A 24,580-nucleotide genomic window follows, 5' to 3' on the forward strand; every position below is an offset into this window, starting at 1 on the left:
GGGCCGTTTTCAATTGGGAAGGAAGAACGCATGGCCCGCCTGGCACCGAAGACGCGCGAGACGCTGGACGCCGACCAGCAGGTGGTCTGGGACCGCATCGCCTCCGGCGCCCGCGGCGGCGTGGGCGGGCCCTTCCTGCCGCTGCTGACCAGCGCGGAGCTCTGCGCCCGGGTCGAGCAGGTCGGGATCTTCATCCGCTACGACTGCAGCGTGCCGATGCGGCTGCGCGAGCTCGCCATCCTCTGCGTCGGCCAGCACTGGAAGGCGGCCTACGAATGGTACGCGCATGCGCCGATCGCGGCGAAGCAGGGCGTGCCGGAGGCGGTGATCGCGGCGATCGGCAGCGGCGCGGAGAGCGTGCCCTTCGATGCCGAGCCCGACCGCGTGGTGGCCGGCTTCGTCCGGGAGCTGCTGCGGACCGGGAAAGTCGGCGATGCGGCCTTCGACGCGGCGAAGGCGCTGCTGGGCGAGAAGGGCACGGTCGAGCTGACCGGCCTCGCCGGCTACTACAGCCTGCTGGCGATGCAGCTGAACGTATTCCAGGTCGCGCCGCCGCCACCCTTCGTCGCGCCTTGGGGGTAGCTCACCCCGTCCGCGTGATCTGCACGAGGAAGTCGATCAGCGCCCGCAGCTTCGCCGGCACATGCCGCTGCGCCGGATACAGAACCGAGACCGGCGCGCCCTCCTGCGCATAGTCCTGCAGGATGGCGCGAACGTCGCCGCGCTCGAGGTCCTTGCGGTAGAGCCACCAGGTGCCCTGGGCGATCCCGGTGCCGGCGACCGTCGCCTCGCGCAGCGCATCGCCGCTGTTGATCACCGCATTGCCGCGCACCCGCACGCTGAAGGGGCGGCCTTCCCGGCCGCGGAAGCCCCATTCCGGACCGAAGCGGCTGATCAGGCAGTTGTGGTCGCGCAAGGCCTCCGGCGTCCCCGGCTCCCCGTGCCGCGCGAGGTAGCGGGGCGCCGCCACCGTCACCTGCGCGCCGCGGGTCAGCAGCCTGGTGGTCAGGCGCGAGTCGGTGATGCTGCCGGTCCGCACCGCCAGGTCGTAGCCCTCGGCGATCAGGTCGACCGGGCCGTCGCTGAAATGCAGCTCCAGGCTGATCTCGGGGTAGCGTTCAAAGAAGGCGGGGAGCTCCGGCATCAGCGTGACGCGGCCGAAGCTCAGCGGCACCACGGCGCGGATGCGGCCGCGCGGCACGGCGCTGCCGCGGGTCAGCGTGACCTCGGCATCCTCGAGCTCGGCCAGGATCTGCACGCAGTGTTCGTAGAAGCCCTGGCCGTCGTCGGTGGTGCGCAGCCGCCGCGTGGTGCGGGTGAAGAGCTGGGTGTCCAGCTCGTCCTCCAGCCGGGCGATGGTCTTGGTCACCGCCGAGGGCGAGAGGCCCAGCTTCTTCGCCGCCGCGGTGAAGCCGCCCTGCTCCACGACGCGGGCGAAGACCGACAGCGCCATGAACTTGTCCATCTCAGGCGAGCAGCGCCGTGAGGTGGCCGAGGTCCGCCGCCTCCTCCAGGCCCCAGATCGCCGCGATCTGCGCCGCGGCGCGATCGGCGCAGCCGCCGAGCGCGGCATTCTCGTGGTACTTGGCCTCGAGCTCGGCATCGGTCAGCGGCCTGGCCTCGGAGCCGCGCGGGGTGAGGACGGTGGTCTCCTCCTCCCGCCCGTTCGCCAGCCGGACGGTCACCCGCGCCGCGCCGCGCGGCAGCGCCGCGTCGAGCGCCGCCGTCACCTTGGCACGGAAGCCGGCCAGCGCCGGGTCGTCCACCGCCGGCTGCTCGAAGTCCGCGACGCCGGCCCGGCCGCGCAGCAGGCCGAGCGCGGCGCTATGGTGGATGCTGACGCGGCTGTCGCGCGCGTTCCGCACTGCCCGGTCGCCGCGTGCCAGCAGCAGCGCGTCGCCGGCGACGGTGACGGCGGCGATCGCCTCGGGCGGCGCGTCCAGCCGGGCGCGGAGTTCCAGGCAGGCATCGATCACCGCGTGGAAGACGATGCCGGCGGGGTAGGGCTTGTAGGTGTTGCGGCCGATCTCCCAGCGCGTGCCGAGCCCCTCGGTGATCGCCGCCACGTCGGCCGCGTCGCCGGCGGCGCGGGCCCAGCCGAGCGGGCCCTCGATCGCCGCCGGTGCGGCATCGTAGCCCTCGGCGGCGAACATCGCTGCCAGGATGCCGTGCCGCGCGGCATTGCCGACGCTGACATTCTTCGCGGCGTTCGGCAGGTTCTCGACCGTCCCGGCCGCCTCGCTGCTGGCAATGCCGATGGCATGCGCGACCTGTTCCGCGGAAAGCCCCAGCAGCCCTGCGCAGCCCGCCGCCGCGCCGAAGGCGCCGCAGGTGGAGGTGATGTGCCAGCCCCGGGCATAGTGCCCGGGCGAGACGGCATTGCCGATGCGGCAGGCGACCTCCCCGCCCAGCAGGAAGGCGTGCAGCACCGCGGCACCGGGCAGGCCGCGCTGCTCGGCGAGCGCGAAGAGCGGCGGCGCGACCGGCGCGGCGGGATGGATGACGGTGTCGAGATGGGTGTCGTCATAGTCCAGCAGGTTCGACGCGACCGCGTTGACGAAGGCCGCGCCCATCGGATCCAGCCGGGCGCCCTGGCCGAAGACCGTCGCCGCCGGCGCGCCGCCGAGCCCCCGCATCACCCGCAGCGCGGCCTGCACCGCCGGGTCGCGCGCGGTGCCCAGCGCGCAGCCCACATGGTTGAGGATCGAACGCTTGGCCTCGTGCCGCAACGCGGCCGGGATGTCGCGCCAGTCGGAGCCGGCGACGAAGCGGCCGAGCGCCTGGGTGGCGGTGGGATCGGGCATCGGGTTTGCCTCGTTGTTCCTGGACCGGGACGGCATAGCCGATCGGGCGCCGGCCGCCAGCCCTTTCCGCCGGCGCCGGAGCGTGGAATGAATGCGCCAAGCGGGAGGAAACGATGACCATGCGACGACGCGGGCTGCTCGCAGCGCTGGCGGCGCCGGCCTTGGCGCAGGCGCAGCCGGCCTGGCCAAGCCGGCCCATCCGCCTGCTCATTCCATTCCCACCGGGCGGCACCACGGACATCCTCGGCCGCTACCTCGCCCCGCCGCTCTCGGCGGCCTTCGGCCAGAACGTGGTGGTGGAGAACCGCACCGGGGGCAACGGCGCGGTCGCCATCGTCGAGATGACGCGCGCCGCGCCGGACGGCCACACCATCTGCATGAGCATCAGCACGCTGATCACCCAGGCGCTGCTGACCAAGCAGCCCTACGATCCGATCGCCGACGTCACGCCGATCCTGCACCTGGCCAATGTCGGCAACATCGTCGTGGTCAACCCCGCCCTGCCGATCCGCAGCCTGGCCGACCTCGTGGCCTATGCCAAAGCGAATCCGGGCCGGCTCTCCTACGGCTCGCCGGGCATCGGCAGCTCCGTGCACCTCTCGGGCGAGCTGTTCTCCCAGGCCGCCGGCATCCAGATGGTGCACGTGCCCTATCGCGGCGGCGGGCCGGCGCTTGCTGACCTCGTCGCAGGCAATATCCAGTTGATGTTCGGCAATGCCAGCTCGACCCTGCCCTTCGTCCGCGGCGGGTCGGTGCGGCCGCTGGCGGTGACCTCGGCCAGTCGGCAGGTCTATGCGCCGGACCTGCCGACCATCGCCGAGTCCGGCTATCCCGGCTTCGCCGTGGTCGAATGGTACGCGATGATCGGCCCGGCCGGCATGCCCGCTTCGGTCACGGAGCGCATCAACCGCGAGATCATGGCGATCGTTGGCACGCCGGAAGGCCGCGCCAAGCTGCTCGACCTGGGGGCCGAGGTGGTGGGCGGCACGCCGGCCGAGTTCGGCGCCTTCCTGCGCGCCGACCTGACCCGGACGGAGGCGCTGATCCGGGGCGCCAACATCAAGGCGGAGTAGGGACATGGATCGCGGGCTGAAGGGCAGGGCGGCGCTGGTCAGCGGCGCCAGCAAGGGGATCGGCCGCGCCATCGTGCAGCGGCTCGTCGCCGAGGGGATGCAGGTGCTGGGCATCGCCCGCGGCGGCTGCGACGTGCCGGGCGCGATCGGTCTGGCGGTGGACCTGCGCGACCCGGCGGGGCCGGCCGCGGCGGTGGCGCATGCGGTGCGCGACTTCGGCAGGCTGGACCTGGTGGTGAACAGCGCCGGCGCGACGCAGCGCGGCGACTTCCTGGCGCTGGACGACGCCGCCTGGGATGACAGCTTCGCCGGCAAGTTCTTCGCCGCCGTCCGCCTGACGCGGGCCGCCTGGCCGGCGCTGCAGGCGGCGCAGGGCGGCGTGGTGCATATCGCCGGCGTCGGCGGGAAGATCGCCAGCGCCGATTTCGCCATCGGCGGGTCGGTGAACGCGGCGCTGATGAACCTGACCAAGGCGTTGGCCGACCGCGGTGTGCAGGACGGCGTGCGGGTGAATTGCATCAACCCCGGCAGCATCCGCACCGATCGCCTGACCGGCCGCATCGCCACCGTCATGCAGGAGAAGGGGTTGGACGAAGCGGCGGCGGCCGCGGTGCTGGCAAAATCCACCGGCGTCGCCCGCTTCGGCGAGCCGGAGGAGATCGCCGCGCTGGTCGCCTTCCTGGCCAGCGCCGAAGCCAGCTACATGCAAGGTGCCGTCATCGACATCGACGGCGGCTGGAACCGCGCGCTTTAGCGGCGGCACCCTTCACCCGCGCCGCTCGCCGCCCTTCGATGCCAACCCATATTGCGCGACCAGCGCCCAGACATGCCCCGGGATCATATGCTTCATGCGGCGCGGTTCCTCCCGCCGCAGGTGCAGCACGGTCTCGACCGCCTTCATCTCCACCCGGGCACGGGCGAATTCCAGGCCGCGTGGGCCGATGCGCGGCATCAGCCAGCCGACGATGGGCCGCAGCCAATCCGGCATGCGGCGCAGCGGCAGGCCGCCGGCGGCGCGCTCGGTATTCGCCAGGAAGCCCTTCACCGCGCCGGCGCGCTTGCCGGCGCTGCCCGGCGTTGCGACGTGCAGCTCCTCGCCCAGCAGCGCGACCAGTTCCTCCCCGCTCGCATTGCGTACCAGCAGCCATTGCTCGCCCTGGCCGCCCATGTAGCCCACGGTGATGTCGGCCAGGACATTGGTGTAGTCGACGCAGGTGCGGCAGGTCAGCGGGAAGAAGTCGGGCGGCAGCTTCGAGATCGGCAGCTGCAGGAATGGGATGGTGCGCGACCTGCCATCGGCATAGCGCAGTTCGACTTGGTAGTCGGCGCGGAATTCCAGGTAGGTGATGCTGTCCGGGTCGTCTTCCAGCAGCGCTAGGAAGTCGTGGAACCGCTCGGTCGTGGTGTTGTCGGAACAGGGCGTGCCGATGACGTAGAGCCGCTCGAAGCCCAGCTCCCGCTCGATCGCCCGTAGCGCATAGACCTGGCAGGGGATGCCGATGATGGCGAGCCGCCTGTGGCCGGCCGCGCGCGCGGGTTCCAGCAGCGCCAGCAGCGGCGCATAGCCCATGCGCATGCCGCGCACCTGCGCCATGCCCGCGGGCTGCGTCACCAGCACCGGCACCGGCCGCCAGCGGTCCGCCGGGTCCGGCGCCATGGTCAGCACCGCGTCGACGGCGCCGGTCTCCAGCAGCCGCTCCGCGAGGCGGGTGGCGATGCCGGTCCATTGCGCGCCCTCCCGCGCCGGGGCGAGGGTGGCGCGCAGCATGCGGCGGAAGGGGCCGAAATGCATCTCGTCCGGCCGGTCCGAGTCGCGGGGGCGGCCATGGACCGTGGCCTCCAGGACCGGGTAGTCGGGCCGGATGAACTGGCAGGCGCGGCCGCAGGCCTTCGGGTCCCCGGTGCGGGAGATCCCGCAATCCGTGCAGAGGCCGCGCGGCGCGGCCTCCCGCAGCTTTGGCGCCCAGACCGCGCCCGCCTCATCCGCCATGCCGCGTCCCCCATCCCGGGCGCAGCCTAGGGCAGCGGATCAGACGCGGGAACTGGGCCGGTAGAAGGGCTCGTGCCGCGAGGGGTCGATGTAATCGGCGTAGAACCGCCTGGCATGCGGCAGCAGGGCCTTGGACAGGTGGCGCCGCTCGACCTCGTCGTCCGACAGCGCCCTGGACAGGTCGTCGTGCAGCTGCTTCAGCGCGCCGTCCCTGTCCACCCGGGTGAAGGTGCCGTCGCGGTAGATCACCTCGCCATCGCACATCACGGTGGTGACGGCACTGGCCTTGGCGCGCTGGATCACCGCATCCAGGGTCGGCGTCAGCGCATCCAGGTAGGGATAGGCGACGCTGTCCCAGTCGATCAGCGACAGGTCGGCGCCCTTGCCGACCTCGAGTGTCCCGAGCGTCTCCCGGTAGGGCGTCGTGCGGGCGCCGCCGATGGTGGCCATCCGCAGCACCTGGGCCATGCCGGGGACCTCGGCCTCGTCCATCCCGGGCACCCGGTGCGCCCGCAGCACCAGCCGCATCTCCTGCAGCATGTCGCGGTCGTCGTTGATCCCCGCCTCGTCCAGGCCCATGGCGGTGTTGATGCCGACCGCCTCGAAGCGGTTCAGCGCGGCGACGCCCGAGCGCAGCCGGAAATTGGAGGAGCAGTTGTGGCAGATGCAGCTGCCGCTGGCCGCCAGCTTCTCGATGTCGGATTCGTTCAGCCAGACGCCGTGGCCGAGCGTCAGGTTCGGCCCTAGCATCCCGAAGCGCTCGATGTAGTCCACCGCCGTGCCGCCGCCGCGGCGCCTGGCGTATTCCTTCTGGTAGGCGGTCTCGACCAGGTGCATGTGCATCGGAGTGTCGTAGCTGCGGGACAGCTCCGAGAGCGCCGCCAGCGCCTTGTCCGAGCACCAGTGCAGGTTGGCCGGTGCCAGCTGCACCTTGACCCGGCGCTTGGCATTGTGGCTGCGGTGCAGCGTCTTGAAGAGGTCGAGGTTGTCCTCGAGGCTGAGCTGGAAGCGGTCGTACCAGCGCTGCATCGGGCCGCGCAGCTCGGGCGGCAGGCTGGCGACGAAATCCTCGTCCTTCTGGTAGACCAGCCGGTTCTGGTCCCGCAGGGCGAAGCAGTAGGACACCCGCATGCCGATGTCCTCATAGGCGCGAATCAGCTCGGCGGTGCGGGCCTCGACCTCCTTCAGGTCGCCGGGCAGCCAGCCATGGATGTGCTGCACGGTGGTGATGCCGGAGCCGATCATCTCGAAGGCCGAATAGAGCGTATCGAGGTAGATGTTCAGGTTGCGCGCCACCATGCGGGTGACGAACCAGAGCTCGAGCGGCATGTCGGGCGAGCCGAGCTGCACCGGCGTCAGCCCGACATGGTGGTGGCCATTGACGAAGCCGGGCAGCAGGATCTCCTTCCCCGTGCCGATCACCGGCACGGTCGGGTGCTTCCGGTGCAACTCGTCAAAGGTGCCGACGGCGGTGATGATGCCGTCCTCCTGCAGGACGGCGCCGTCGGGGATCTCCTCCCATTCCGCGGCGGAAAGCGTCCTGGTGATCATGGCGCGGCTGCGCACGAGCGACTGTGTCATCGCCTGGTTCCTCCGATGGGGGGCGGGCTCTCAGCCCGGGGTCAGCGCTTCCTGCTCGGCGAAGGCGCGGTCGACCTCGCTGCGCAATTCCTCGGTCAGCTGGCGCCGCAGCGCCTCCGCTTCCGGGGAGAAGGGATCGCGCGGCCGCGGCAGGTCTATCGGGATAATCGACTTGATCCGGCCGGGACGGGCGGTGAAGACGACGACGCGATCGGCCAGCGCCACCGCCTCGTCGATATGGTGGGTGACGAAGAGCACGGAGGCGCCGCTGTCGCGCCAGACATCCAGCAGGAAATCCTGCATTTTCGCGCGGGTCTGCACGTCGAGCGCGGCGAAGGGCTCGTCCATCAGCAGCACCTTCGGCCGCATGGCCAGCGCGCGGGCGACCGCCACGCGCTGCCGCATGCCGCCCGAAAGCTCGTCGGGGCGTTTCTCCATCGCCTCGGCCAGGCCGACGCGCTGCAGGGCTTCGCGCGCCACCGCGCGGCGTTCCGCTTCCGGCGCGCCGCGGATCGAGAGGCCGAAGGAGACGTTCTGCCAGACCGTCAGCCAGGGAAACAGCGAGGTTTCCTGGAAGATCAGCGACCTGTCGGGGGAAGGACCCTCGACCGGGTCGCGGAAGGCGAAGATGCTGCCGGCCGTCTGCCGCTCGAGCCCGGCGATCAGGTAGAGCAGCGTCGACTTGCCGCATCCCGAGGGGCCGAGCAGCACGACGAATTCCCCCGGCGCGATGTCGAGATCGATGTCGCGCAGCGCCTCATGCGCCCGCGCCGTGCCTTCCGCCCAGGTCTTGCCGACGTTGCGGCAGACCACGGCATCCTGCGACGACCATGGTGTGTGAGGATCAGAGGCCACGCAGCACCCCCGCCGTTTCCGGCACCCAGTAGAGGACCCGCTTCTGCACGAAGCGCAGCAGCCAGTCCGACAGGAATCCCAGCAGCCCGATCAGCGCGATGGTGAAGAAGACCAGCGACGGGTTGAAGGTGTTCCGCGCCATCATGATGACCTGCCCCAGCCCGAAGCCGACGCCGGTGCTCTCGGCCACCAGCACCACCATCCAGGCGCCAAAGAGGTTCAGCCGCAGCACGATCAGCAGCTGCGGCAGGATCGCCGGGATGATCACCCGGGCATAGACCTGCCGCTTGCTCGCTCCCATAGTGCGGGCGACGTTGATGAAGTTGCGGTTGACATTGTCGATCTGGCTGATGGTGGACAGCACCATGTGGAAGAACAGCGCCACCACCACCATGAAGATCGCCGGCGCGTTGCCGATGCCGAAGATGAAGATCGCCACCGGCAGCCAGGCGATCGGCGAGACCGGCGAAAGCAGGGTGATGGTCGGCAGCACCAGCTTCTCCAGGATACCGACGTAGCGGATCAGCACGCCGATGCTGACCGACAGTACCGCTGCGATCAGCAGCCCGACGAAGACCCGCATCCCGGTGGCGCCGATGGTGATGAAGACGGCCTCGTAGGGGGAGGGGCCGCTGTTCGCATCGACGCCGATCTGCCAGCGCGTCGCGGTGTTGAAGAAGCGCGCCTGGTCGGGGATGTTGCCGAGAAAGATATGCGGCGGCGGCAGCAGCTTCTCGTCCGCCCAGCCGAGTGCCCAGAGCACTTCCCAGATCCCGGCGAAGAGCCCGACCGAGAGGACCGCCCAGCCGAAGCGCGCCAGAGCCTGCCGGGTCGCCGGCGAAAGGCCGCTCGGGGCCGGTGCAGGGCGCGGCACCACGGCCGTGCCCGCCACGTCGGTGTTCATCGGCGGCCTCAGGCCGACTTGTGCTTGAGCTGGCCGTAGAGCGCCGCGTTCTCGGCGATCACCTGCTCCAGCAGGGTCCAGTCGATCGCGTCGCGGCCGGGCTTGTTCTTGATGTAGCCCATCTCCACCAGGCTGTCGGTGCGGCCGAGGATGAAGTCGGTCTGGCTGCGCGCATCGACCACCGCGGGCTGCTTCGACATGGCGATCTGGCCGTTGGCCATGGAGGTCTTGTAGTAGGTGCCGATCAGCCGCTTCAGGGTATCCTCCTGCTGCGTTTCGGCCATCAGCTGGGCCTTCATCATGCCCTTGATGACCGCCTTCAGCGCCGCGGGGTTTTCCTTGATCAGGCTGGCGCGCGTCGCCAGCACGCAATCGGTGTAGCCCGCGCCGTAGATGTCGCGGCCGTTCGACAGCATGGTCGCGCCGGGCACGTCGTTCACCAGCGCCGTCGCATAGGGCTCGATCGTGCAGATCCAGTCGATCGCGCCGGCCTTGAAGGCCTCCACCGCCTCCGGCGTATTGCCCATGTAGCGCACCTTCACGTCCTTGAAGCTGACGCCGTGCTTCTTCAGGTAGTCGTAGGGCATGACCTCCAGCGTATCGAGCTGGAAGGTGCCAAGCGTCTTGCCCTTCAGGGAGGCCGGCGTGGTCAGGCCGGGACGCGCGACGATCGCGCAGCCTTCGATGCCGCCGCCGGCGATGATCTTCACCGGGGCGCCGGCATTGAACAGCGCGATGAAGGACGTGTAGGGCATCAGCCCCAGGTCGACTTGCCCCATGCCGAGGAAGGTCACCTGCTCGGCAAAGGTCGGCGTGTTGATGAACTGGATCTCCAGCCCATCCTCCTTCGCCATCTGCAGCGAATGCGCCAGGAAGAGGTTGAGGTTGCAGAAGCCGGTGCCGTGGGTCGACTTCAGGCTGCCCTTGGCCTGGGCATGCGCTTCCCCGCCGAAGCCGGCGGCGAAGGTCAGCACGCTGGCCGCCGTCGCGCGCAGGACTCCGCGCCGGCTGGCCTGCGCCGCCCGGCCGATGGCGGCATAGTCGGGAAGGATCGAGGTCCCATAACGGTCACACATCGCTTGTCCCCTCCGAGGGCGGGCGATGTGGCACGGCCCACCCCCCTGATCTGGAAGTCGATGGCACGCCTACCGGAGCTGCCGCGATGCGGCGCTGCGCTGCCCACGATGCAGCAAGCCGCATGCCAGCGGGTCGAACCGCATGTCGTCGATGCGCGCTCGCAAACGCGGCCCGGGCCGACGAAGTGCTGCCGCGGTGGTGGGCAGGGAGTGCCGAACTTCGCGCCAGCCCCCAGCACGTCGCGCAGCCGCTGCGTTTCGCCAAATGCGCGATGAATGGCTGCATCGTTCTCCGTAATCGTGGTGGTGCGCCGATGTCGCAGGCCAGGATTTCGCCGCGCCGGCCAAGCCCCAGTCACATCCGCCGTGTTGCACGCTGCAACACAGGCGGCGTAGCGTCGGCCTCGATGGTCCCGCGCAAGCGGGCGAGAGAGGGAACGTCCTGTGCCGGAACTCCGGTCTGCGTTGCGATACCTCGACCCGTATGTGTTCCGGTTCTCGAGGAATGGGCGCCCATCGGGCCCGGCATGCAACCGACGCGATGCCCTCTCCCGCATGACCAAGCCTGCCGTCCGCGTGACGGCTTGCGATGCATGGAGGGGATGATGGCTTACTCTGGCTGCAGGACGGCCGCCGACTCCCGCCCGATGTCATGGCATCGGGCGGCGACCCCGCCGCCGTTTCCGCGCGCCTGCTGACCATCCGGGGGGAGCAAGCGCGATGCCCAACGACCTCGGGATGGCCTCCCGTCATCAGGCCAGGCACTGGACCCGGGCGCCCGACCGCGACAAGGGCGGCCTGCACGGCAATCCGGCGTTGGAAGCGGTGGTGCGGCGGGCGGTCGTGCCCGGCCTCGCCCGGCTGCACCGGCCGCACCGGCCGTGCCCCGATATCGGCTCGGTGCAGCGCGCCTGGCTGGCCGAGGCCGGGGCGCTGGCCGAGGCCCTGCCGCGGCTCGATCTGGCGGAGGCGGCGCGGGCGCTGCGCGCCCTGAACCCGGGCGGCACGCGGTTCGAGGCGGTCTGCCACGACGTGCTGCTGCCCGCCGCCGCCAGGCTGCGCCGCCAGCGCGATGCCGGGCCGGCCGACGAGGCCGGCTACCTCATGGGCGTCTGGCGCCTGCGGATGCTGCTGATCGGCCTCGACGACGATGGTCAGGTCACCGCCGTCCGGCCGCGCCGCGGCGCCTCCGCCCTGCTGGTCGCCGGCGGTTCGAGGGCGCCGACTCTGGAGCACGCCTTGGTGCTGCGGCTGTTCGAGCGGGCGGGCTGGTCGGTGCATAGCTGCGACCGGCTCGCCGAGGCCGACGCGACGGCGGTCGCCGGACACAGCCGCTTCGACCTGGCCTGGTTTAGCATCGACGACGCGACCGATCTCGGCCTGCTGGCCGGGCTGGCGGCGGAGATGCGGCGGGCCTCCTGCAACCACGGCATCCGCATCGTCTCCGGCTGGCTGCTGTCCGAGCCGCCGCCGCCGGCGGCCGCAGTCGGAGCGGATGCGCTGACCCCGGATGCGACCCACGCGGCGGTGCTGGCCGGCCAGGTGATGGCGCTGCACTGACCCTGCCGGCAGTTCGGGGTCAGCGGCCGGCGCGGCCGCGGTAGCGCTCCCAGCCGCCCAACAGGGCGGCGAGCTGGTCCTCCTGCGGCACCTTGTCCCGCCGCAGCCGCTGCAACTGCCGCCGCAGCGCCAGGATCGGGTGGCCGGTGGCGAGCTCGGCGCCGGTTTCCAGCGCGCGGAGGAAGTCGGGGCCGCGGACCGGGTCCGACCGCTCGATGACATAGGCGCCATAGCCCATGACCGAGGCGCGGCCGTGATCGATCATCTTGCGGCCGAAGCTGCGGAGCTCGAGCAACCGCGGGTGGTTGCACACGATGTCGCGGATCTCCGCGGCGGTGGCCTTGGCATGCCGCGCGCCGGGTGGCCGCAACTCCCGCCGCCAGAGCAGATTTGCCATGGCCGAGACCAGGGCGCGGTCGCCGAAGCTCTCCAGCGCCGGGCCGAATTCCGGTGACCGCTTGGCATGCAGGTCGTAGGTGGCCTGCGCCGCCGGCTCGAGGCCGCGGATGACCGGCACCTCGATCGCGCCATCGGCCAGGATCACCGCCATCAGCCGGTGCTGGCCGTTCAGCAGCGTCCCGTCGGCGGCGAAGCAGATCGGCTGGGCATTCACCATCCAACGGCCGGCGACGATGTCGCGGGCGATCGCGTTGACATGCGCCTGGACGATCCGGCGGTTGCGGGTGTTGTGCCGCAGGTAGGCCTCGGCCCGGGCGGGGTCGATCGACTCGATTGCCCAGCGCAGAGCCGACCCGGACTCCTGGGTCGGGATGGCTTCGGGAACCGGCACTGCCGCCGGCAGGCGGGTCTCGCCGAGCCCGGCATAGCCTTCCAGCCGGGGATAGGGATCGGCCGGCCGGCCGGGCGCGCCGCCGGTCCAGGCGAGGCGGCGCAGCGCGGTGCCACGCCCGGTCGCATTCAGCGCGAGGATCGAGAGCGCCAGCAGCCGGCCGGGCGCGAGCCGGGCGGCGCCGTCCTCGCGGCCCCGGTCGATCTCGTGCCGCAGCAGCACGCCGGGCTCGGTCAGCGGATGCCGGTCGGGATCGGCGACCACCGCGAGCAGTTGGGCCATGGCCCCCGGCGCGGCGCGTCGCCCCATGAAGAGCAGCGGCGTGCGGACCGGCTCGGGCAGGGTGGTATCGACCTCGGAGAGGCTGGCCGCCGCCGCCGCCGCGATGTCGGGGTTGGCTGCCAGCGCGCGCTCCATGCGGGCCCAGGAGGGCGCGGCGACGCCGTCCCGGCCGAGCCGCCCGTCGTCGTAGTGGATCAGCTTTGCCAGCATGGCCTGCACCGCCCGCGCGTGGCGGATGCCGCGCGCCTCCAGCACCCCGGCGAAGGAGCGGCGGCGCTGCTGGTCGATTGTGTGGAGCACGTCGTCGGCGACGTTCTCGGCGATGAAGGTGGGGAAGGGGACCCCGGCCGCCATGCAGGCCTCGAGCCGCTGCAGCCCGTCCAGCAGGACCCCGCTGCGCGACAGGATGATGGGCATGCCGTTGAGCACCCAGCGGCCCTGGCGCATCGCCTCGGCATAGCTGCGGATGGCGGCTGGATTGGACCGGCTGACCGGCCGGCGGCGCGTCAGCATGGCGGCTGCCTCGGCCGGGGTCAGGCCGGCCTGGCGGAAGGTCATACTTGCGGTCATGCGCGCCGATCCGGCCGCGGGCGCGACTCGGGCTGCAGGTCGGGCGGGCTGCATACGGGGCTGGCTCTCCGCGGGCGCTGGCCTGAGCCAAGGCTCCGCCATCGCCCGGTTCATGCCAGGACCGGGGAGTGGCCGCCACAGCGGATCGTGCCCGTCGCTGCCGGCCGATCCGCCGCAGCGCGTTGTTCTCAGGGCAGTTTCAAGCCTCCGGGCGGCTGAGCCCCGCCGCGAACCGTGCCGCGCCTCGAACCGGTCGGGTGCGGCGGCTTGGATTGGCGATCAGCCGTAGCGCGCGGCCCAGGGCGGCGGCGACTGGTCCCATTCCAGCATCGCGCCGCGGGCCTGGCGGGCGGTATCGGCCGCGCCGACCGCCCGGGCGAGCAGGTCGAGGACGTGGGAGGCCTGCGCCGTGGCACGGTCCGCCTCGCCCGGATCCGCCGGCAGGGCCAGCTGGCGGGCCAGGGCGGTCCAGACCGAGCCGTCGCGGCGCCTGATCCTGACCGTCTGCTGCAGCCGGGTGCCCTCGCGTTGCTGGCGCCGTTCGACCTGGCCGCCGGGAATGACCGCCAGCTCGGCCGCTGCGGCGCCCATCGGCGCCCAGGCGGCGCCTTCGTCCGAGGCGCCGGGCAGGCCCGCGCGGGTCTGGTGGGCAAGATGGTCCATGTCAGTCTGCTGCAACCTGCACCGTCGCTAGTGCCCTGCCATAGGTCCGGCCCTCTCAGGGCCGCGATGCCAGGGGTGCCGACCATTCCGGTTTAGGCGGCAATCATGGCCAAGACAGGGCGGATTGCGGGACACGGCATGGCATTCGTCGCGGCCGGTGGCGTCCCGCGGCAGCCCTCGGGCCGCTCTCGGTCGCGCGCGCCGGGTCGAGTTTCGCCTGGCCGAATTCGCATTGCAGGAGGTGTTGTTTCGCATATGCGAAATCACGAAACGGTGAGTTTTGCGCTTCAGTTCATGCAACTATAGGTTGTTCTTCCGGTCTATAAACCCTCGCCGAAGGCCGGTCTCCTCGGAAATCAATGCAAGCATGTCAAAGACATGGATCCGCGGACCGCGCCGCCGCATGGCGTGCCCACAGCTTGAGACCCGGCTCGTTTCTCGCGACGGGTTTGCACTGACCGCAAGTTTCCCGTGTGGCGCCGCCACATCCCCCAGCGATTTTTCGCAAACCAAATGCGCGAAAATCTTGCCTAATCATCAACCTTGTTAGAGGTTGGCGCCCGTTAGCGTCCCGAAGCGACCAGCCGATGGTCGCCGGAGCGGCGCTGAGAACCGGGCAACAGGGCAGCCATGTCAGACATTTACCTACCCAGTCAGGCATCCGCTTCCTCCCCCGGCTTCCTCGCCGGGACCAGCCGGGCCGGCCTCTCCGGCCTTGGGCATGCCGTCAAGCGCGGCCTCGACATCCTCGGCGCGGGGCTGCTGCTGCTGCTGATCCTCCCGGTCCTGTTGCCCATCATCCTCATCGTCCGGCGCGACGGCGGGCCGGCGCTCTACAGCCATACCCGTATCGGCCGCGCCGGCCGGCCGTTTCCGTGCCTGAAGTTCCGCTCGATGGTCCTCGACGCGGAGACGCGGCTCGCCGAGCTGCTGGCCAGCGATCCGGCCGCCGCCGAGGAATGGGCGACCCGCCGCAAGCTGCCGCACGATCCGCGCATCACCCGTATCGGCGCCTTCCTCCGCCGCACCAGCCTCGACGAACTGCCCCAGCTGCTGAACGTGCTGCGCGGCGAGATGAGCCTGGTCGGGCCCCGCCCGGTGGTCCAGGAGGAGCTCGACCTGCATTATAGCCCGGCGGCGGCCGCGATGTACTGCGAGATGCGCCCGGGCATCACCGGGCTCTGGCAGATCAGCGGCCGCAGCGACACGACCTATGCCGAGCGGGTCATGCTCGACACCCGCTACGTGCGCGGCTGGTCGCTGCTCTTCGACCTCCACATCCTCTGCAAGACCATCCCGGCGGTGCTCAAGCGCCGCGGCGCGGTCTGAGTGGGCCGGGGCCGCGCCGCATGGCGTCCCTCACGCCGTCCCGGGCTTGCCGCGAATCCGTGCCGCCGCCTGCGGCGGGTGCTCGCCCGATGACCCTGCCCCGGCAGACCCGCGCGCCGAGCGCCGCGGATGTCGCGGTCGGCGGCCGGATCCGCGCGTTGCGCTGCGCCGCCGGGCGGACCCAGAAGCAGCTGGCGGTCCATGTCGGCGCCACCGACGCGCAGCTGCACCGCTACGAGGCCGGCATCTCCCGCGTCGCCGCCGGCCGGCTGATGGCGATCGCGGAGGCGCTCGATGTCCGGGTCGAGGACCTGCTGACGGAGCCGGCCCCCGGCGCCGTGCCGGCGACGCCGCATGCCGAGGAGTTTGCCAACCTGGCACGCGCCTTCGCCGCCATCGCCGACGCCCGGCATCGCGCCGCCCTCGTCTCGCTCGCCAATACCATGGCCGGCGCCGCCGCGCCGGCAGAGGCGCAGCCATGACCCGCGCCGCGCCGCCCCTGTCCGGGGCCGCCCCGATCCGGGCCGTCCCCTCCGCCGCTCCCTCACGGCCGGCGCTTGGCGCCCGACCCGTTGCCACCCTACCGATTCAGAAAGGCATGGCATGACCGCCACCACCGGGACCCTCGTCCAGGCTGCCGGCACCGTCGGCACCGCGGCGGCGGGGCCGCCGCCGCTGGAATTCGTCGCCGGCGGCCCCGCCGCCCACCCCTTCGTCACGGTTGTCGTGCCGGCGCTGAACGAGGCCCGCTACATCGAGGCCTGCCTGGCCAGCTTGGTGAAGCAGTGGCCCGCCGCCGCCTGCGAGATCATCGGCATGGACGGCGGCAGCACCGACGATACCGTGGCGCTGGTCGCGGCCTTCGCGGCGCGCCACCCGGCGCCGGACTTCCCCTCCATCCGCGCCCTGCCCAACCCGCAGCGGATCCAGTCGGCCGCGGTGAACCTCGCGGCCCGCCTGGCGGCGCCCCGCGCCACCATCCTGATCCGCGCCGATGCTCATGCCCATTACCCCGCCGGCTTCATCCGCCGCTGCGTCGGCGACCTGCTCCGCACCGGCGCGACCTCGGTCGTGGTGCCGATGGCCAACCGCTCGCAGCCCGGCCGCGGCCTGCAGCGGGCAATCGCCGTGGCGCAGTCGAGCCGGCTCGGCAATGGCGGTTCGGCGCACCGCGCCAGGCCGCGCTCCGGCTTCGTCGACCATGGCCACCATGCCGCCTTCGACCGCGCCTTCTTCCTGTCGGTCGGCGGCTATGACGAGAGCTTCACCCACAACGAGGACGCCGAGCTCGACCACCGGGCGCAGCTCGCCGGCGGCCGGGTCTGGATGTGCGCCGAGGAGCCGGTGACCTATTTCCCGCGCCAGCGCCTCACCGCCCTGGCCCGGCAGTATTTCCGCCATGGCGCGGGCCGGGCCCGCACGCTGCTCAAGCACCGGCTGAAGCCGCGGCCGCGGCAGATGGCCCCGGTCGCGGCGCTCGGCCTCTGCCTCGGCGGCCTGCTGGCCCTGCCAATTCTGCCGGTCGCCTCGCTGCTGGCGCTGGCCTATCCGCTGGGCTGCTTCGCCTGGGGCGCAGGTCAGGCCTTGGCCCAGCGCGATCCCTGGATGCTCGCCGCCGGCCCGGCGCTGGTGACCATGCATCTGAGCTGGGCGGCCGGCTTTCTCCGCAGCGTCGTCGCCCGCGGCCGGCCGACGACGCCCATCGCCATCCCCGCACCCGTCCCGCATGCCGTCCCTGAGGAGGGACCGAAGGCGGTGCCGGCGCCGGCCCGGACCCGCGGCGAGGCGATGGTGCGGCAGCAGCAGACGGCAGCCTGAGGTCGAATTCCCCGTCGGCGCATCTTTTCGCCTGTTGGAATGCCTTATGGTTGAAATTCGGAGCGGACGAAGATAGTTTGCATTTAACGCATCTTTGATTTTCAGCGAACGCGCTGCTTCGTCCGCTTCGACCCGGTCGGCACCTCCAGCCAGGCTTTGACCTGGCCGGGCGCGGCCGCGGCCCCGGCAGCGGTGTCGTCTGCCCTGCGCCAGGGCCGGACCGGTTCGCGGGATACCGCCGACCGGGACGTCGCGGGCGGAGGGGGCGACGGGCGTCGTGCATCGCCTCCATAGGGATAGCTGATGTCCGCTTCCGATATTATCCGCCCCCGCACGCGGCGCGACATGCTGCGCCTCGGCGCTACCACGGCCGTTTTGGCCACCAGCGGCTGCAACACCTTCCTCCCGAGCACCGGGCCCCGCATCGGCGGCATCATGGGCCCGGCCTCCGTGCAGTCCGGCGATCCCGGCCCGGTCGCGAATCCAGCGCTGCGCTACGTCCTGCTGACGCTCGACAGCACGGTCATCGCCGGGGTGGAAAGCGAGAAGCCACCCAGCCTGTTCAGCGCCGGGCTGCAGGCCCATCCGGCTTCCGAAGTCCGCTTCGGCGTCGGCGACGTGCTCAGCATCACCGTCTTCGAGACCCAGGCGGGCGGCCTGTTCATCCCGGCCGAGGCGGGGGGCGGCCGTCCCGGCAACTTCGTCACCCTGCCGCAGCAGCAGATCGGTCGGTCGGGGATGGTCACCATACCCTTCGCCGGCGAGGCGAAGGCGCTCGGCCGCACCGCCGGGGAACTCGAGAAGACGATCGCCGGCCGGCTGCGGCAGCGGGCGCTCGAGCCGCAGGTCATCGTCACCCTGGTCGAGCGGCGCTCGGCGGCGATCTCGGTGGTCGGCGACATCGCGCAGTCGCTGCGCTTCTCGCTCGACCCGGGGGGCGAGCGGCTGCTCGGCGCCATCGCCCGGGCCGGCGGCACCCGCTTCTCCCCGCATCAGACGCTGGTGACGTTGCAGCGCGGCGGCGTCGCCGAATCGGCAATCCTGGCCGACATCGTCGAGAACCCACGGCTGAACCTGCAGCTGGCGCCGGACGACACCATCATCGTCGCCCGCCAGCAGCGCTACTTCCTGGCGCTGGGCGCGGTCGGGCAGACCGCGAGCATCACCCAGCTCAACCGACGCTTTCCCTTCGAGGACCGCCGGCTCAGCCTGGGCGATGCGATCGCCCGGGCCGGTGGCCTGCAGGACGACCGCGCGAACCCGAGCGCGGTCTTCCTGTTCCGCTTCGAGCGCCGGGCCATGCTGGAGCGAATGGGGATCGCGACGCCGCCCATGCCGGGGGAGGAAATTCCGACCGTCTACCGGGCCGACCTGCTCAATCCCTCCTCCATGTTCCTCGTGCAGCGCTTCCAGATGCGGCACAACGACCTGATCTTCGTCTCCAACGCGCCCAGCACGGACCTGCTGAAGTTCCTGCAGATCATCCTGCCGATCGCCCAGACCGGGGCGCTGTCCGCCACCATGGCGCAGTAGCGCGGCCGGGCCGGGAGACCGTACCCAGGGGCGGGCTTCCGGCCCTTGGGCCGGGCCTGCCGGGAAGGAGGCATTGGCGGAGAACGTAACGCTTACGTTAGTGTTTGCTGCCCCTGCGCTTTCGTGATTGAGTATTGTACACAACAGTGCGATGCTCATTGCGTCCATACCGGCCTACCAGGTCCGGGCAGGGCAGGCGTGGTGCAACGGGTCGAGGTCGGTCCTGGCCAGCGCCGGCACGAACGCCACTTCCGGAGGCCCCATGTCCAGCTCCTGGCGTGCAGGTGGACGCCTCGGCGTCCTGCGGTCCCGCTTGTCCCGGCCGGAAGCGGATGCCATGACGACCCCGTCGCTCATTCTTGCCGGCTGCCTTGGCCTGCTGCTCGGCTTGCTCGGGTTGCTGCTCGGACCGCCGGCCATGCCCGCGGAAGGCGGCCAGGCCATCACCCTCCATCCCATGCTCTGGTTCGGCCTCGGCCTCGGCCTGCCTTTCCTGGTCGGCGCCGGCACGCTGCTGCGGTCCTGGCAGCGGGAGAAGACGCTGCGCGCGGAGAAGCTGGCGCTTGAGGCGCGGCTTCGCATGGTCGCCGAACTCAGCCACGCCTTCGAAGTCAGCGCCGTTATCCTGCGTGATGCCGACGGCACCGTCCGCCACTGGTCGACCGGCTGCGAAAGGCTGTTCGGCTTCACCGCGGCCGAAGCGATCGGCCAGCGGGCGCATGAGCTGCTCGGCACCCGCTTCCCCGATGGCGGCCGGCGGGCGGTGCAGGAGAGCCTGGCCGCCGCCGGCGAGTGGCAGGGTGAGCTGCGCCACCGCCGCTGCGGCGGCACGCCGGTGGTGGTGGCGGCGCACTGGATCCAGCGGCATGGCGGCGCCGCCGGCGCGGTGGTCGAGGTCCATGCCGATGCCACCGCGCTGAAGGCGGCCGAGGCGGCGCTGCGGGCCGGCGAGGCGCGGCTGCGCCTGGCCCAGGAAGTCGCCGGGATCGGCACCTGGGAATGGGATCCCGAAACCGACCGCTTCCTCTGGTCGCCGGAGCATTCCACCCTGTTCGGCACCGCGCCGGGCGGCGCCGCGCCGGTGACGCTGGAAGGCTTCCTCGCCCTGGTGCACCCGGACGACCGCGCTGCGGTGCGGGCCGGTGCCTGGCGGGCCTTGGAGAGCGGCGAGTACGAAGCCGAGTTCCGCATCCTGCGCGCCGGCCGCGACGGCGGCGAGGAGACCCGCTGGCTGCTCGGCCGCGGCCGCCGCATGCCCGGCCCGGCCGGGCGGGTCGGCCCCATTCTCGGCGTCCACATGGACTTCACCGCGCGCAAGGAGGCCGAGGAGCGGCAGTCCCTGCTGATGCGGGAGGTCGACCACCGCGCCAAGAACGCGCTGGCGGTGGTGCAGGCGGTGCTGCGGCTGACCAAGGCGGATACCGCGCAGGAATTCGGCCGGGCGATCGAGGGCCGCGTCGCCGCCCTGGCCCGGGCGCAGACCCTGCTGACCGAGAGCCGCTGGATGGGTGCCGACCTGAACGCCATGCTGCATGGCGAGCTCGACCCCTTCCTCGGCAATGCCGGCAGCACCCGCGTCAGCTTCGACGGGCCGCCGCTGACGGTGGCGCCGATGGCGGCGCAACCGCTGTCGATGACCCTGCACGAGCTGGCGACCAATGCGGCGAAATACGGCAGCCTTTCTGCACCTGGGGGAGCACTTGAACTGCGGTGGAATATCGATCAGGCGAATGACCGTCTTCGGCTGCGCTGGACGGAAACCGGCGGCCCGAGGATCGCCGCGCCGCCGACCGGACGGGGCTTCGGCTCCCGCGTCATCCGCACCACCATCCACGACCAGCTCGGCGGCGAGGTCGTTTTCGAGTGGCAACCGGACGGGCTGGTCTGCCTTATGGATTTGCCGCTCGGGCGGGTCGTGGCCCGGACGGACAGCGGCCGCCGCGCCTGAGGGACCGCCATGGCGATGATCCTGATCCTCGACGATCGCGCCACCAACCGCAGCATCTTCGCGCGGCTGGCCTCGGTCATCGAGGACAATGTCTCGGTCGAGGTCTTCGGCGACCCGCACGATGCGCTCGAATGGCTCGAGGGCAACCGGGTCGACCTGGTGATCACCGACTTCAAGATGCCGGGGATGGACGGAGCCGAGTTCACCCGCCGGTTCCGCGCCCTGCCGGGCGGTGCCGCGGCGCCGGTGCTGGTGGTGACGGCGCATGACGACCGCAGCTTCCGGGTCCGCGCGCTGGATGCCGGGGCCACCGATTTCCTGCAGAGCCCGATCGACCATTTCGAGCTGGTGACCCGCGCCCGCAACCTGCTGGCGCTGGGCCGCAGCGGCGGCGGGATGGCGGAGCCCCGCCCGGGCCCCTTGGTCAATCCGGTGCCCGCCCCTTTGCCGGTCCAGGGCGCCGAGGGCCTGGCCCGCATCCTCGACAGCCTGCCCGCCCAGGTCAGCGCCACCGACCGGGAGGGCCGCTGCATCTATGCCAATGCCGCCCTGGCGGCGACGCTCGGCGCCCGGCCGGACGAGCTGGTCGGGGCCGCCCTGACCTCGCTCTTCGGCACCACCCGCGGCGAGCGCAGCCGGGCCGCTGACCTGGCGGTGCTCGCCACCGGCACGTCCCTGCCGCCCTACCGGGAAGCCGGCGCGGGCGGCGAGTTGCTGACCACCAAGGCGCCGCTGCGGGACCAGACCGGCGAGGTGACCGCGGTGGTCACGACATCCATCCCGCTCGGCGCGATCCCGCTGGGACCGGAGCCTGATCGATGAGCCGCCGGGCCGCGCCACGCCGTCCGAGCCTCGGCGGCCTGCGCGGCCTGGTGGGTACCGAACAGGAAATGAGCTTCAACCGGCTGATCTTCGCCGGCGTCTTCGCACTCTATCTGCCGACCCTCGGCGCGCCGATCCTGGCCGACAGCCTGCCCCTGCTGGCGGTTTGGAGCGCCTGCGCGCTCGGCATCTTCCTGCATATCAGGCTCTCCCCGGCGGTCAGCACGCCGCGCCGAGCCTTCGCCCTGCTGGCCGATACCGGCTTCCTCTCGGGCTTCCTGCACCTGGGCGGCGCCTGGGCGGCGCCCTTCTTCCCGATCTATCTCTGGATCGCGCTCGGCAACGGCTTCCGCTTCGGCCCCACCTGGCTCTTCGCCGGGATGGCCGCCTTCGTCACCGGCTTCGGCGCGGTGACGCTGACCACGTCCTACTGGCAGGCGCTGCCCGGCCTGGCCATCGGCCTGCTGCTCGGCCCGGTGATCCTCGCGCTCTATGCCGCGTTGCTGATCCGCAAGCTGTCGCAGGCACGGCTGGCGGCGGAGCAGGCGAGCGAGGCAAAGACCCGGTTCCTCGCCGGGGTGAGCCACGAGTTGCGGACGCCGCTGAACGCCATCATCGGCATGGGGGGGTTGCTCCGCACCACGCCGCTCGACGGCGGGCAACAGGAAATGGCACAGACCATCGACTTGGCGGCCCGCGGCCTGCTCGGGCAGATCAACGGACTGCTGGACATCGCCAGGATCGAGGCCGGAGCGACGGTGATGCGGTCGGAGAGCGTGGACTTGGCTGCCCTGCTGGCCGAGACCCGCGGCCTGCTGCTGGCCCAGGCGCGGGAGAAGGGGCTGCTGCTGCGGCTGCACGCGACCCCGCGCACCCCCCGGCGAGTCCTGGCCGATACCGCGGCGCTGCGCGACATCCTGCTCAACCTTGGCGGCAATGCGGTGAAGTTCACCGCCAGCGGCAGCGTCACCATCGCCGTCGACGTCGCGGCCGCGCCGGCCGACGGGCCGGCGAATGCGCTGCAGCTGCGGCTCGAGGTCAGCGATACCGGCATCGGCATCGGCGAGGCGGCGCAGGCGCGCATCTTCGAACGCTTCGCCCAGGCGGATGACAGCATCGCCGGCCGCTTCGGCGGCACCGGCCTCGGCCTCGCGCTCTGCAAGGGGATTGTGGAGCTGGCCGGCGGCACGCTCGGGCTCCGCAGCCGGCCGGGCGAGGGCAGCTGCTTCCACGTGCTGCTGCCGGTACGGCGCGACCCGGGCCTCACCCTGGCCGCCACCCCGGCGGCCGAGGTGCCGGCGCAGGTGCTGCTGTTGGCGGAGGATCTCGGCGCGGCGGCACCGGTCGCCACCAGCCTCGCCCTGCTCGGCACCGCCGTGGTGCCGCGCGCGGTGCCGCCGGCGACCTATGCCGCGCTCTGGGGGTCGGCGAGCGCGCCGCCGGTTGTGTTGCTGGCCTGCGCCGGGCCTGGCCCGCTGCCGGAGACCGAGGCGGTGGCCGCCGCGCTGCGCGGCGCCGGCCCGGCGGCGGAGCTGCCGATCCTCGCCTGCGGTGAGCTCGCCGGCCCGGGCCTGCCGGAGGAGGCGTTGCGCCGCCGGGTCGCCGCGCTGCTGCCGGTGGCGGCCGGTACGGCCGACCTTGCGATGCCGCTGGCGCTCGCCGCCGCCCTGCTGCCGCGGCCAGTGGCGCCGCCGGTCGCGCGGCAGGCGGTGGCGCCGATGCGGGTCCTGGTGGCCGACGACAACCGGGTGAACCGGCTGGTGGTGCAGAAGATCCTGGAGCGCGAGGGCCATGCCCTCACCCTGGCCGAGGACGGTGAGGCGGCGCTCGACCTGCTGGAGACCGGCGAGTTCGACCTGGTGCTGATGGACCTGAACATGCCGGGCACCGACGGCGTCACCGCGACCAAGCTCTATCGCTTCAACGCGCTCGGCCGGCCCCATGTGCCGATCCTCGGTCTGACCGCGGACGCGACGCCGGAGGCCGCCGAGCGCTGCCGCGAGGCGGGGATGGACGGCTGCCTGGTGAAGCCGATCGAGCCGGCGCAGCTCGCCGCGGCGGTGGCGGCCCATGCCCCGCGGCGCGGGCCGCCGCCCAGGGCGGTGACACCGATCGGCGCCCACCCGCGCTTCCGCCCCGCGGCGCCCCCGGCGCTCGACCCGGCGGTGACGGCGGACCTGCTGGCGCTCGGCGGGCAGCGCTTCCTCGCGGACCTGCTGCGGGACTTCGCCGCCGACGCGGCGCAGGAGATCGGGGCCCTGCAGGCCGCGCTGGCCGAGGGCGACGTTGCGCGCTTCCGCAGCGCGGCGCATGCGCTGCGCAGCAGCGCGGCGAATATCGGCGCCCGCGGCATCTTCGCCCTGGCGAGCGCCGCGGAGGCGCTGCCGGCGGCCGCGGTGGCGGCAGCCGGGCCGCCCCAGGTGGCGAAGCTGGGCGAAGAGCTGGAGCGGGTGCGCGAGGCGGGGCGGAATACGGCGGACGGCGCCGCCTAGAGCCGATCCCGATCTGGTGGACTCACCTGATCGGGTAAAGATGCGCGAAAAATCAAGCGGCTGGGGCGGTTGCCGTGGGCCAAGGCGAACGGAAGCCGCTCCAGAGGAGATGGCGGAAGGGCGCGGGCGAGCGGACGCCTCGATCTGCTCTGGACACGAAGACCCATCGCGGTGCCGCGGTCACCTTTGGAAGCAAACCGCCGTGGCGAGGGGTTTCGAGGCGATTCAGGCAGGGCCCGGGAGGTGGTGACCTTCCTGGATCAGCCTCCGTCTCCGTGGGTTCGGCATGCGCCGCGCGGCAAGCGCCGACCCATACAGGGGCAGGCTGGGATCAGGGGCGTAAGAGGCTTCCTGCCGGCCTAGTCGCCCGTGGCCAGCCGGCGGTCCTGCGCGTTGCAGAGCCGCGCCATCCGCCGCAGGTCCTGCTCCGACAGCCGCAGCGCCGCCTCGGCCCAGACCTCGACCACCTCGCGCAGCTCCTGCAGCGTCA

The 24,580-nt window shown here is 71.8% G+C and carries 20 protein-coding genes; 11 read left to right on the forward strand and 9 right to left on the reverse strand.

Annotated features, from left to right (window positions below; translation table 11 throughout):
* The first annotated feature begins 30 nt into the window (after positions 1–30).
* Positions 31–582, forward strand: coding sequence for a carboxymuconolactone decarboxylase family protein (locus tag E2C06_RS18935; protein WP_133290180.1), 552 nt, complete (start codon positions 31–33; stop codon positions 580–582).
* Between the two features lies 1 nt (position 583).
* Here E2C06_RS18935 and E2C06_RS18940 read toward each other — a convergent pair whose 3' ends face one another.
* Complete coding sequence (locus E2C06_RS18940) at positions 584–1,465, reverse strand: LysR family transcriptional regulator (protein ID WP_133290181.1); 882 nt, start codon at positions 1,463–1,465, stop codon at positions 584–586.
* A 1-nt stretch (position 1,466) separates the two neighbouring features.
* The gene (locus E2C06_RS18945) at positions 1,467–2,804 is read right to left on the reverse strand and encodes an MmgE/PrpD family protein (RefSeq protein WP_133290182.1); all 1,338 of its coding nucleotides are present in this window, start codon (positions 2,802–2,804) and stop codon (positions 1,467–1,469) included.
* 119 nt (positions 2,805–2,923) lie between these two features.
* Between E2C06_RS18945 and E2C06_RS18950 the strand changes: the two genes are divergently transcribed.
* On the forward strand, positions 2,924–3,877 hold the full coding sequence (locus E2C06_RS18950) for a Bug family tripartite tricarboxylate transporter substrate binding protein (protein ID WP_133290183.1): 954 nt from the start codon (positions 2,924–2,926) through the stop codon (positions 3,875–3,877).
* A gap of 4 nt (positions 3,878–3,881) precedes the next feature.
* Complete coding sequence (locus tag E2C06_RS18955) at positions 3,882–4,631, forward strand: SDR family oxidoreductase (RefSeq protein ID WP_133290184.1); 750 nt, start codon at positions 3,882–3,884, stop codon at positions 4,629–4,631.
* 12 nt (positions 4,632–4,643) lie between these two features.
* Here E2C06_RS18955 and E2C06_RS18960 read toward each other — a convergent pair whose 3' ends face one another.
* The 5 genes from E2C06_RS18960 to E2C06_RS18980 are packed head-to-tail and all read right to left on the reverse strand — an operon-like array spanning position 4,644 to position 10,283.
* Complete coding sequence (locus E2C06_RS18960) at positions 4,644–5,867, reverse strand: Coenzyme F420 hydrogenase/dehydrogenase, beta subunit C-terminal domain (RefSeq protein ID WP_133290185.1); 1,224 nt, start codon at positions 5,865–5,867, stop codon at positions 4,644–4,646.
* Positions 5,868–5,906: 39 nt separating this feature from the next.
* A complete protein-coding gene (locus E2C06_RS18965) occupies positions 5,907–7,448 on the reverse strand; it encodes an amidohydrolase family protein (RefSeq protein ID WP_133290186.1) in 1,542 nt (513 codons plus the stop codon).
* A gap of 30 nt (positions 7,449–7,478) precedes the next feature.
* Positions 7,479–8,303, reverse strand: coding sequence for an ABC transporter ATP-binding protein (locus E2C06_RS18970; RefSeq protein ID WP_133290187.1), 825 nt, complete (start codon positions 8,301–8,303; stop codon positions 7,479–7,481).
* Entirely contained in the window at positions 8,293–9,207 is a 915-nt protein-coding gene (locus tag E2C06_RS18975; RefSeq protein WP_133290188.1) for an ABC transporter permease, read from the reverse strand. Before E2C06_RS18975 ends, E2C06_RS18970 begins: the two co-directional genes overlap by 11 nt.
* Before the next feature lie 8 nt (positions 9,208–9,215).
* Entirely contained in the window at positions 9,216–10,283 is a 1,068-nt protein-coding gene (locus E2C06_RS18980) for an ABC transporter substrate-binding protein (RefSeq protein ID WP_133290189.1), read from the reverse strand.
* 720 nt (positions 10,284–11,003) lie between these two features.
* Between E2C06_RS18980 and E2C06_RS18985 the strand changes: the two genes are divergently transcribed.
* Positions 11,004–11,843, forward strand: coding sequence for a hypothetical protein (locus tag E2C06_RS18985; RefSeq protein ID WP_133290190.1), 840 nt, complete (start codon positions 11,004–11,006; stop codon positions 11,841–11,843).
* Between the two features lie 19 nt (positions 11,844–11,862).
* On the opposite strand, the gene E2C06_RS18990 is transcribed toward E2C06_RS18985, so the two are convergent.
* Both E2C06_RS18990 and E2C06_RS18995 read right to left on the reverse strand, forming a co-directional pair.
* Positions 11,863–13,485, reverse strand: a complete 1,623-nt coding sequence (locus E2C06_RS18990; protein WP_133290191.1) for a hypothetical protein — start codon at positions 13,483–13,485, stop codon at positions 11,863–11,865.
* A 279-nt stretch (positions 13,486–13,764) separates the two neighbouring features.
* Entirely contained in the window at positions 13,765–14,148 is a 384-nt protein-coding gene (locus E2C06_RS18995; protein WP_133290192.1) for a hypothetical protein, read from the reverse strand.
* A 630-nt stretch (positions 14,149–14,778) separates the two neighbouring features.
* Between E2C06_RS18995 and E2C06_RS19000 the strand changes: the two genes are divergently transcribed.
* The 7 genes from E2C06_RS19000 (at position 14,779) to E2C06_RS19030 (ending at position 24,090) form a co-directional block, all read left to right on the forward strand.
* Positions 14,779–15,477 carry a sugar transferase gene (locus E2C06_RS19000; RefSeq protein ID WP_133290193.1) on the forward strand — a complete coding sequence of 233 codons (699 nt, stop codon included), beginning with the start codon at positions 14,779–14,781 and terminating at the stop codon, positions 15,475–15,477.
* Positions 15,478–15,566: 89 nt separating this feature from the next.
* Positions 15,567–15,959, forward strand: a complete 393-nt coding sequence (locus E2C06_RS19005; RefSeq protein ID WP_165982493.1) for a helix-turn-helix domain-containing protein — start codon at positions 15,567–15,569, stop codon at positions 15,957–15,959.
* 121 nt (positions 15,960–16,080) lie between these two features.
* Complete coding sequence (locus E2C06_RS19010) at positions 16,081–17,295, forward strand: glycosyltransferase family 2 protein (RefSeq protein WP_133290195.1); 1,215 nt, start codon at positions 16,081–16,083, stop codon at positions 17,293–17,295.
* Positions 17,296–17,598: 303 nt separating this feature from the next.
* Entirely contained in the window at positions 17,599–18,828 is a 1,230-nt protein-coding gene (locus E2C06_RS19015) for a polysaccharide biosynthesis/export family protein (protein ID WP_133290196.1), read from the forward strand.
* A gap of 337 nt (positions 18,829–19,165) precedes the next feature.
* Entirely contained in the window at positions 19,166–20,776 is a 1,611-nt protein-coding gene (locus E2C06_RS19020; RefSeq protein ID WP_165982494.1) for a sensor histidine kinase, read from the forward strand.
* A gap of 9 nt (positions 20,777–20,785) precedes the next feature.
* Entirely contained in the window at positions 20,786–21,598 is an 813-nt protein-coding gene (locus E2C06_RS19025; RefSeq protein WP_133290198.1) for a response regulator, read from the forward strand.
* Entirely contained in the window at positions 21,595–24,090 is a 2,496-nt protein-coding gene (locus tag E2C06_RS19030) for a hybrid sensor histidine kinase/response regulator (RefSeq protein ID WP_133290199.1), read from the forward strand. The genes E2C06_RS19025 and E2C06_RS19030 overlap by 4 nt, the downstream gene beginning before the upstream one ends.
* Positions 24,091–24,580: the final 490 nt, after the last annotated feature.

Origin of the sequence: Dankookia rubra, assembly GCF_004355005.1 — a bacterium.
Taxonomy (GTDB): Bacteria; Pseudomonadota; Alphaproteobacteria; order Acetobacterales; family Acetobacteraceae; genus Paracraurococcus; species Paracraurococcus ruber_A.

Coding starts and splice junctions, on each gene's coding strand:
- E2C06_RS18935 (WP_133290180.1), top strand. CDS start 31: ATGGCCCGCCTGGCACCGAAGACGCGCGAGACGCTGGACGCCGACCAG.
- E2C06_RS18940 (WP_133290181.1), bottom strand. CDS start 1,465: ATGGACAAGTTCATGGCGCTGTCGGTCTTCGCCCGCGTCGTGGAGCAG.
- E2C06_RS18945 (WP_133290182.1), bottom strand. CDS start 2,804: ATGCCCGATCCCACCGCCACCCAGGCGCTCGGCCGCTTCGTCGCCGGC.
- E2C06_RS18950 (WP_133290183.1), top strand. CDS start 2,924: ATGCGACGACGCGGGCTGCTCGCAGCGCTGGCGGCGCCGGCCTTGGCG.
- E2C06_RS18955 (WP_133290184.1), top strand. CDS start 3,882: ATGGATCGCGGGCTGAAGGGCAGGGCGGCGCTGGTCAGCGGCGCCAGC.
- E2C06_RS18960 (WP_133290185.1), bottom strand. CDS start 5,867: ATGGCGGATGAGGCGGGCGCGGTCTGGGCGCCAAAGCTGCGGGAGGCC.
- E2C06_RS18965 (WP_133290186.1), bottom strand. CDS start 7,448: ATGACACAGTCGCTCGTGCGCAGCCGCGCCATGATCACCAGGACGCTT.
- E2C06_RS18975 (WP_133290188.1), bottom strand. CDS start 9,207: ATGAACACCGACGTGGCGGGCACGGCCGTGGTGCCGCGCCCTGCACCG.
- E2C06_RS18980 (WP_133290189.1), bottom strand. CDS start 10,283: ATGTGTGACCGTTATGGGACCTCGATCCTTCCCGACTATGCCGCCATC.
- E2C06_RS18985 (WP_133290190.1), top strand. CDS start 11,004: ATGCCCAACGACCTCGGGATGGCCTCCCGTCATCAGGCCAGGCACTGG.
- E2C06_RS18990 (WP_133290191.1), bottom strand. CDS start 13,485: ATGACCGCAAGTATGACCTTCCGCCAGGCCGGCCTGACCCCGGCCGAG.
- E2C06_RS18995 (WP_133290192.1), bottom strand. CDS start 14,148: ATGGACCATCTTGCCCACCAGACCCGCGCGGGCCTGCCCGGCGCCTCG.
- E2C06_RS19000 (WP_133290193.1), top strand. CDS start 14,779: ATGTCAGACATTTACCTACCCAGTCAGGCATCCGCTTCCTCCCCCGGC.
- E2C06_RS19005 (WP_165982493.1), top strand. CDS start 15,567: ATGACCCTGCCCCGGCAGACCCGCGCGCCGAGCGCCGCGGATGTCGCG.
- E2C06_RS19010 (WP_133290195.1), top strand. CDS start 16,081: ATGACCGCCACCACCGGGACCCTCGTCCAGGCTGCCGGCACCGTCGGC.
- E2C06_RS19015 (WP_133290196.1), top strand. CDS start 17,599: ATGTCCGCTTCCGATATTATCCGCCCCCGCACGCGGCGCGACATGCTG.
- E2C06_RS19020 (WP_165982494.1), top strand. CDS start 19,166: ATGACGACCCCGTCGCTCATTCTTGCCGGCTGCCTTGGCCTGCTGCTC.
- E2C06_RS19025 (WP_133290198.1), top strand. CDS start 20,786: ATGGCGATGATCCTGATCCTCGACGATCGCGCCACCAACCGCAGCATC.
- E2C06_RS19030 (WP_133290199.1), top strand. CDS start 21,595: ATGAGCCGCCGGGCCGCGCCACGCCGTCCGAGCCTCGGCGGCCTGCGC.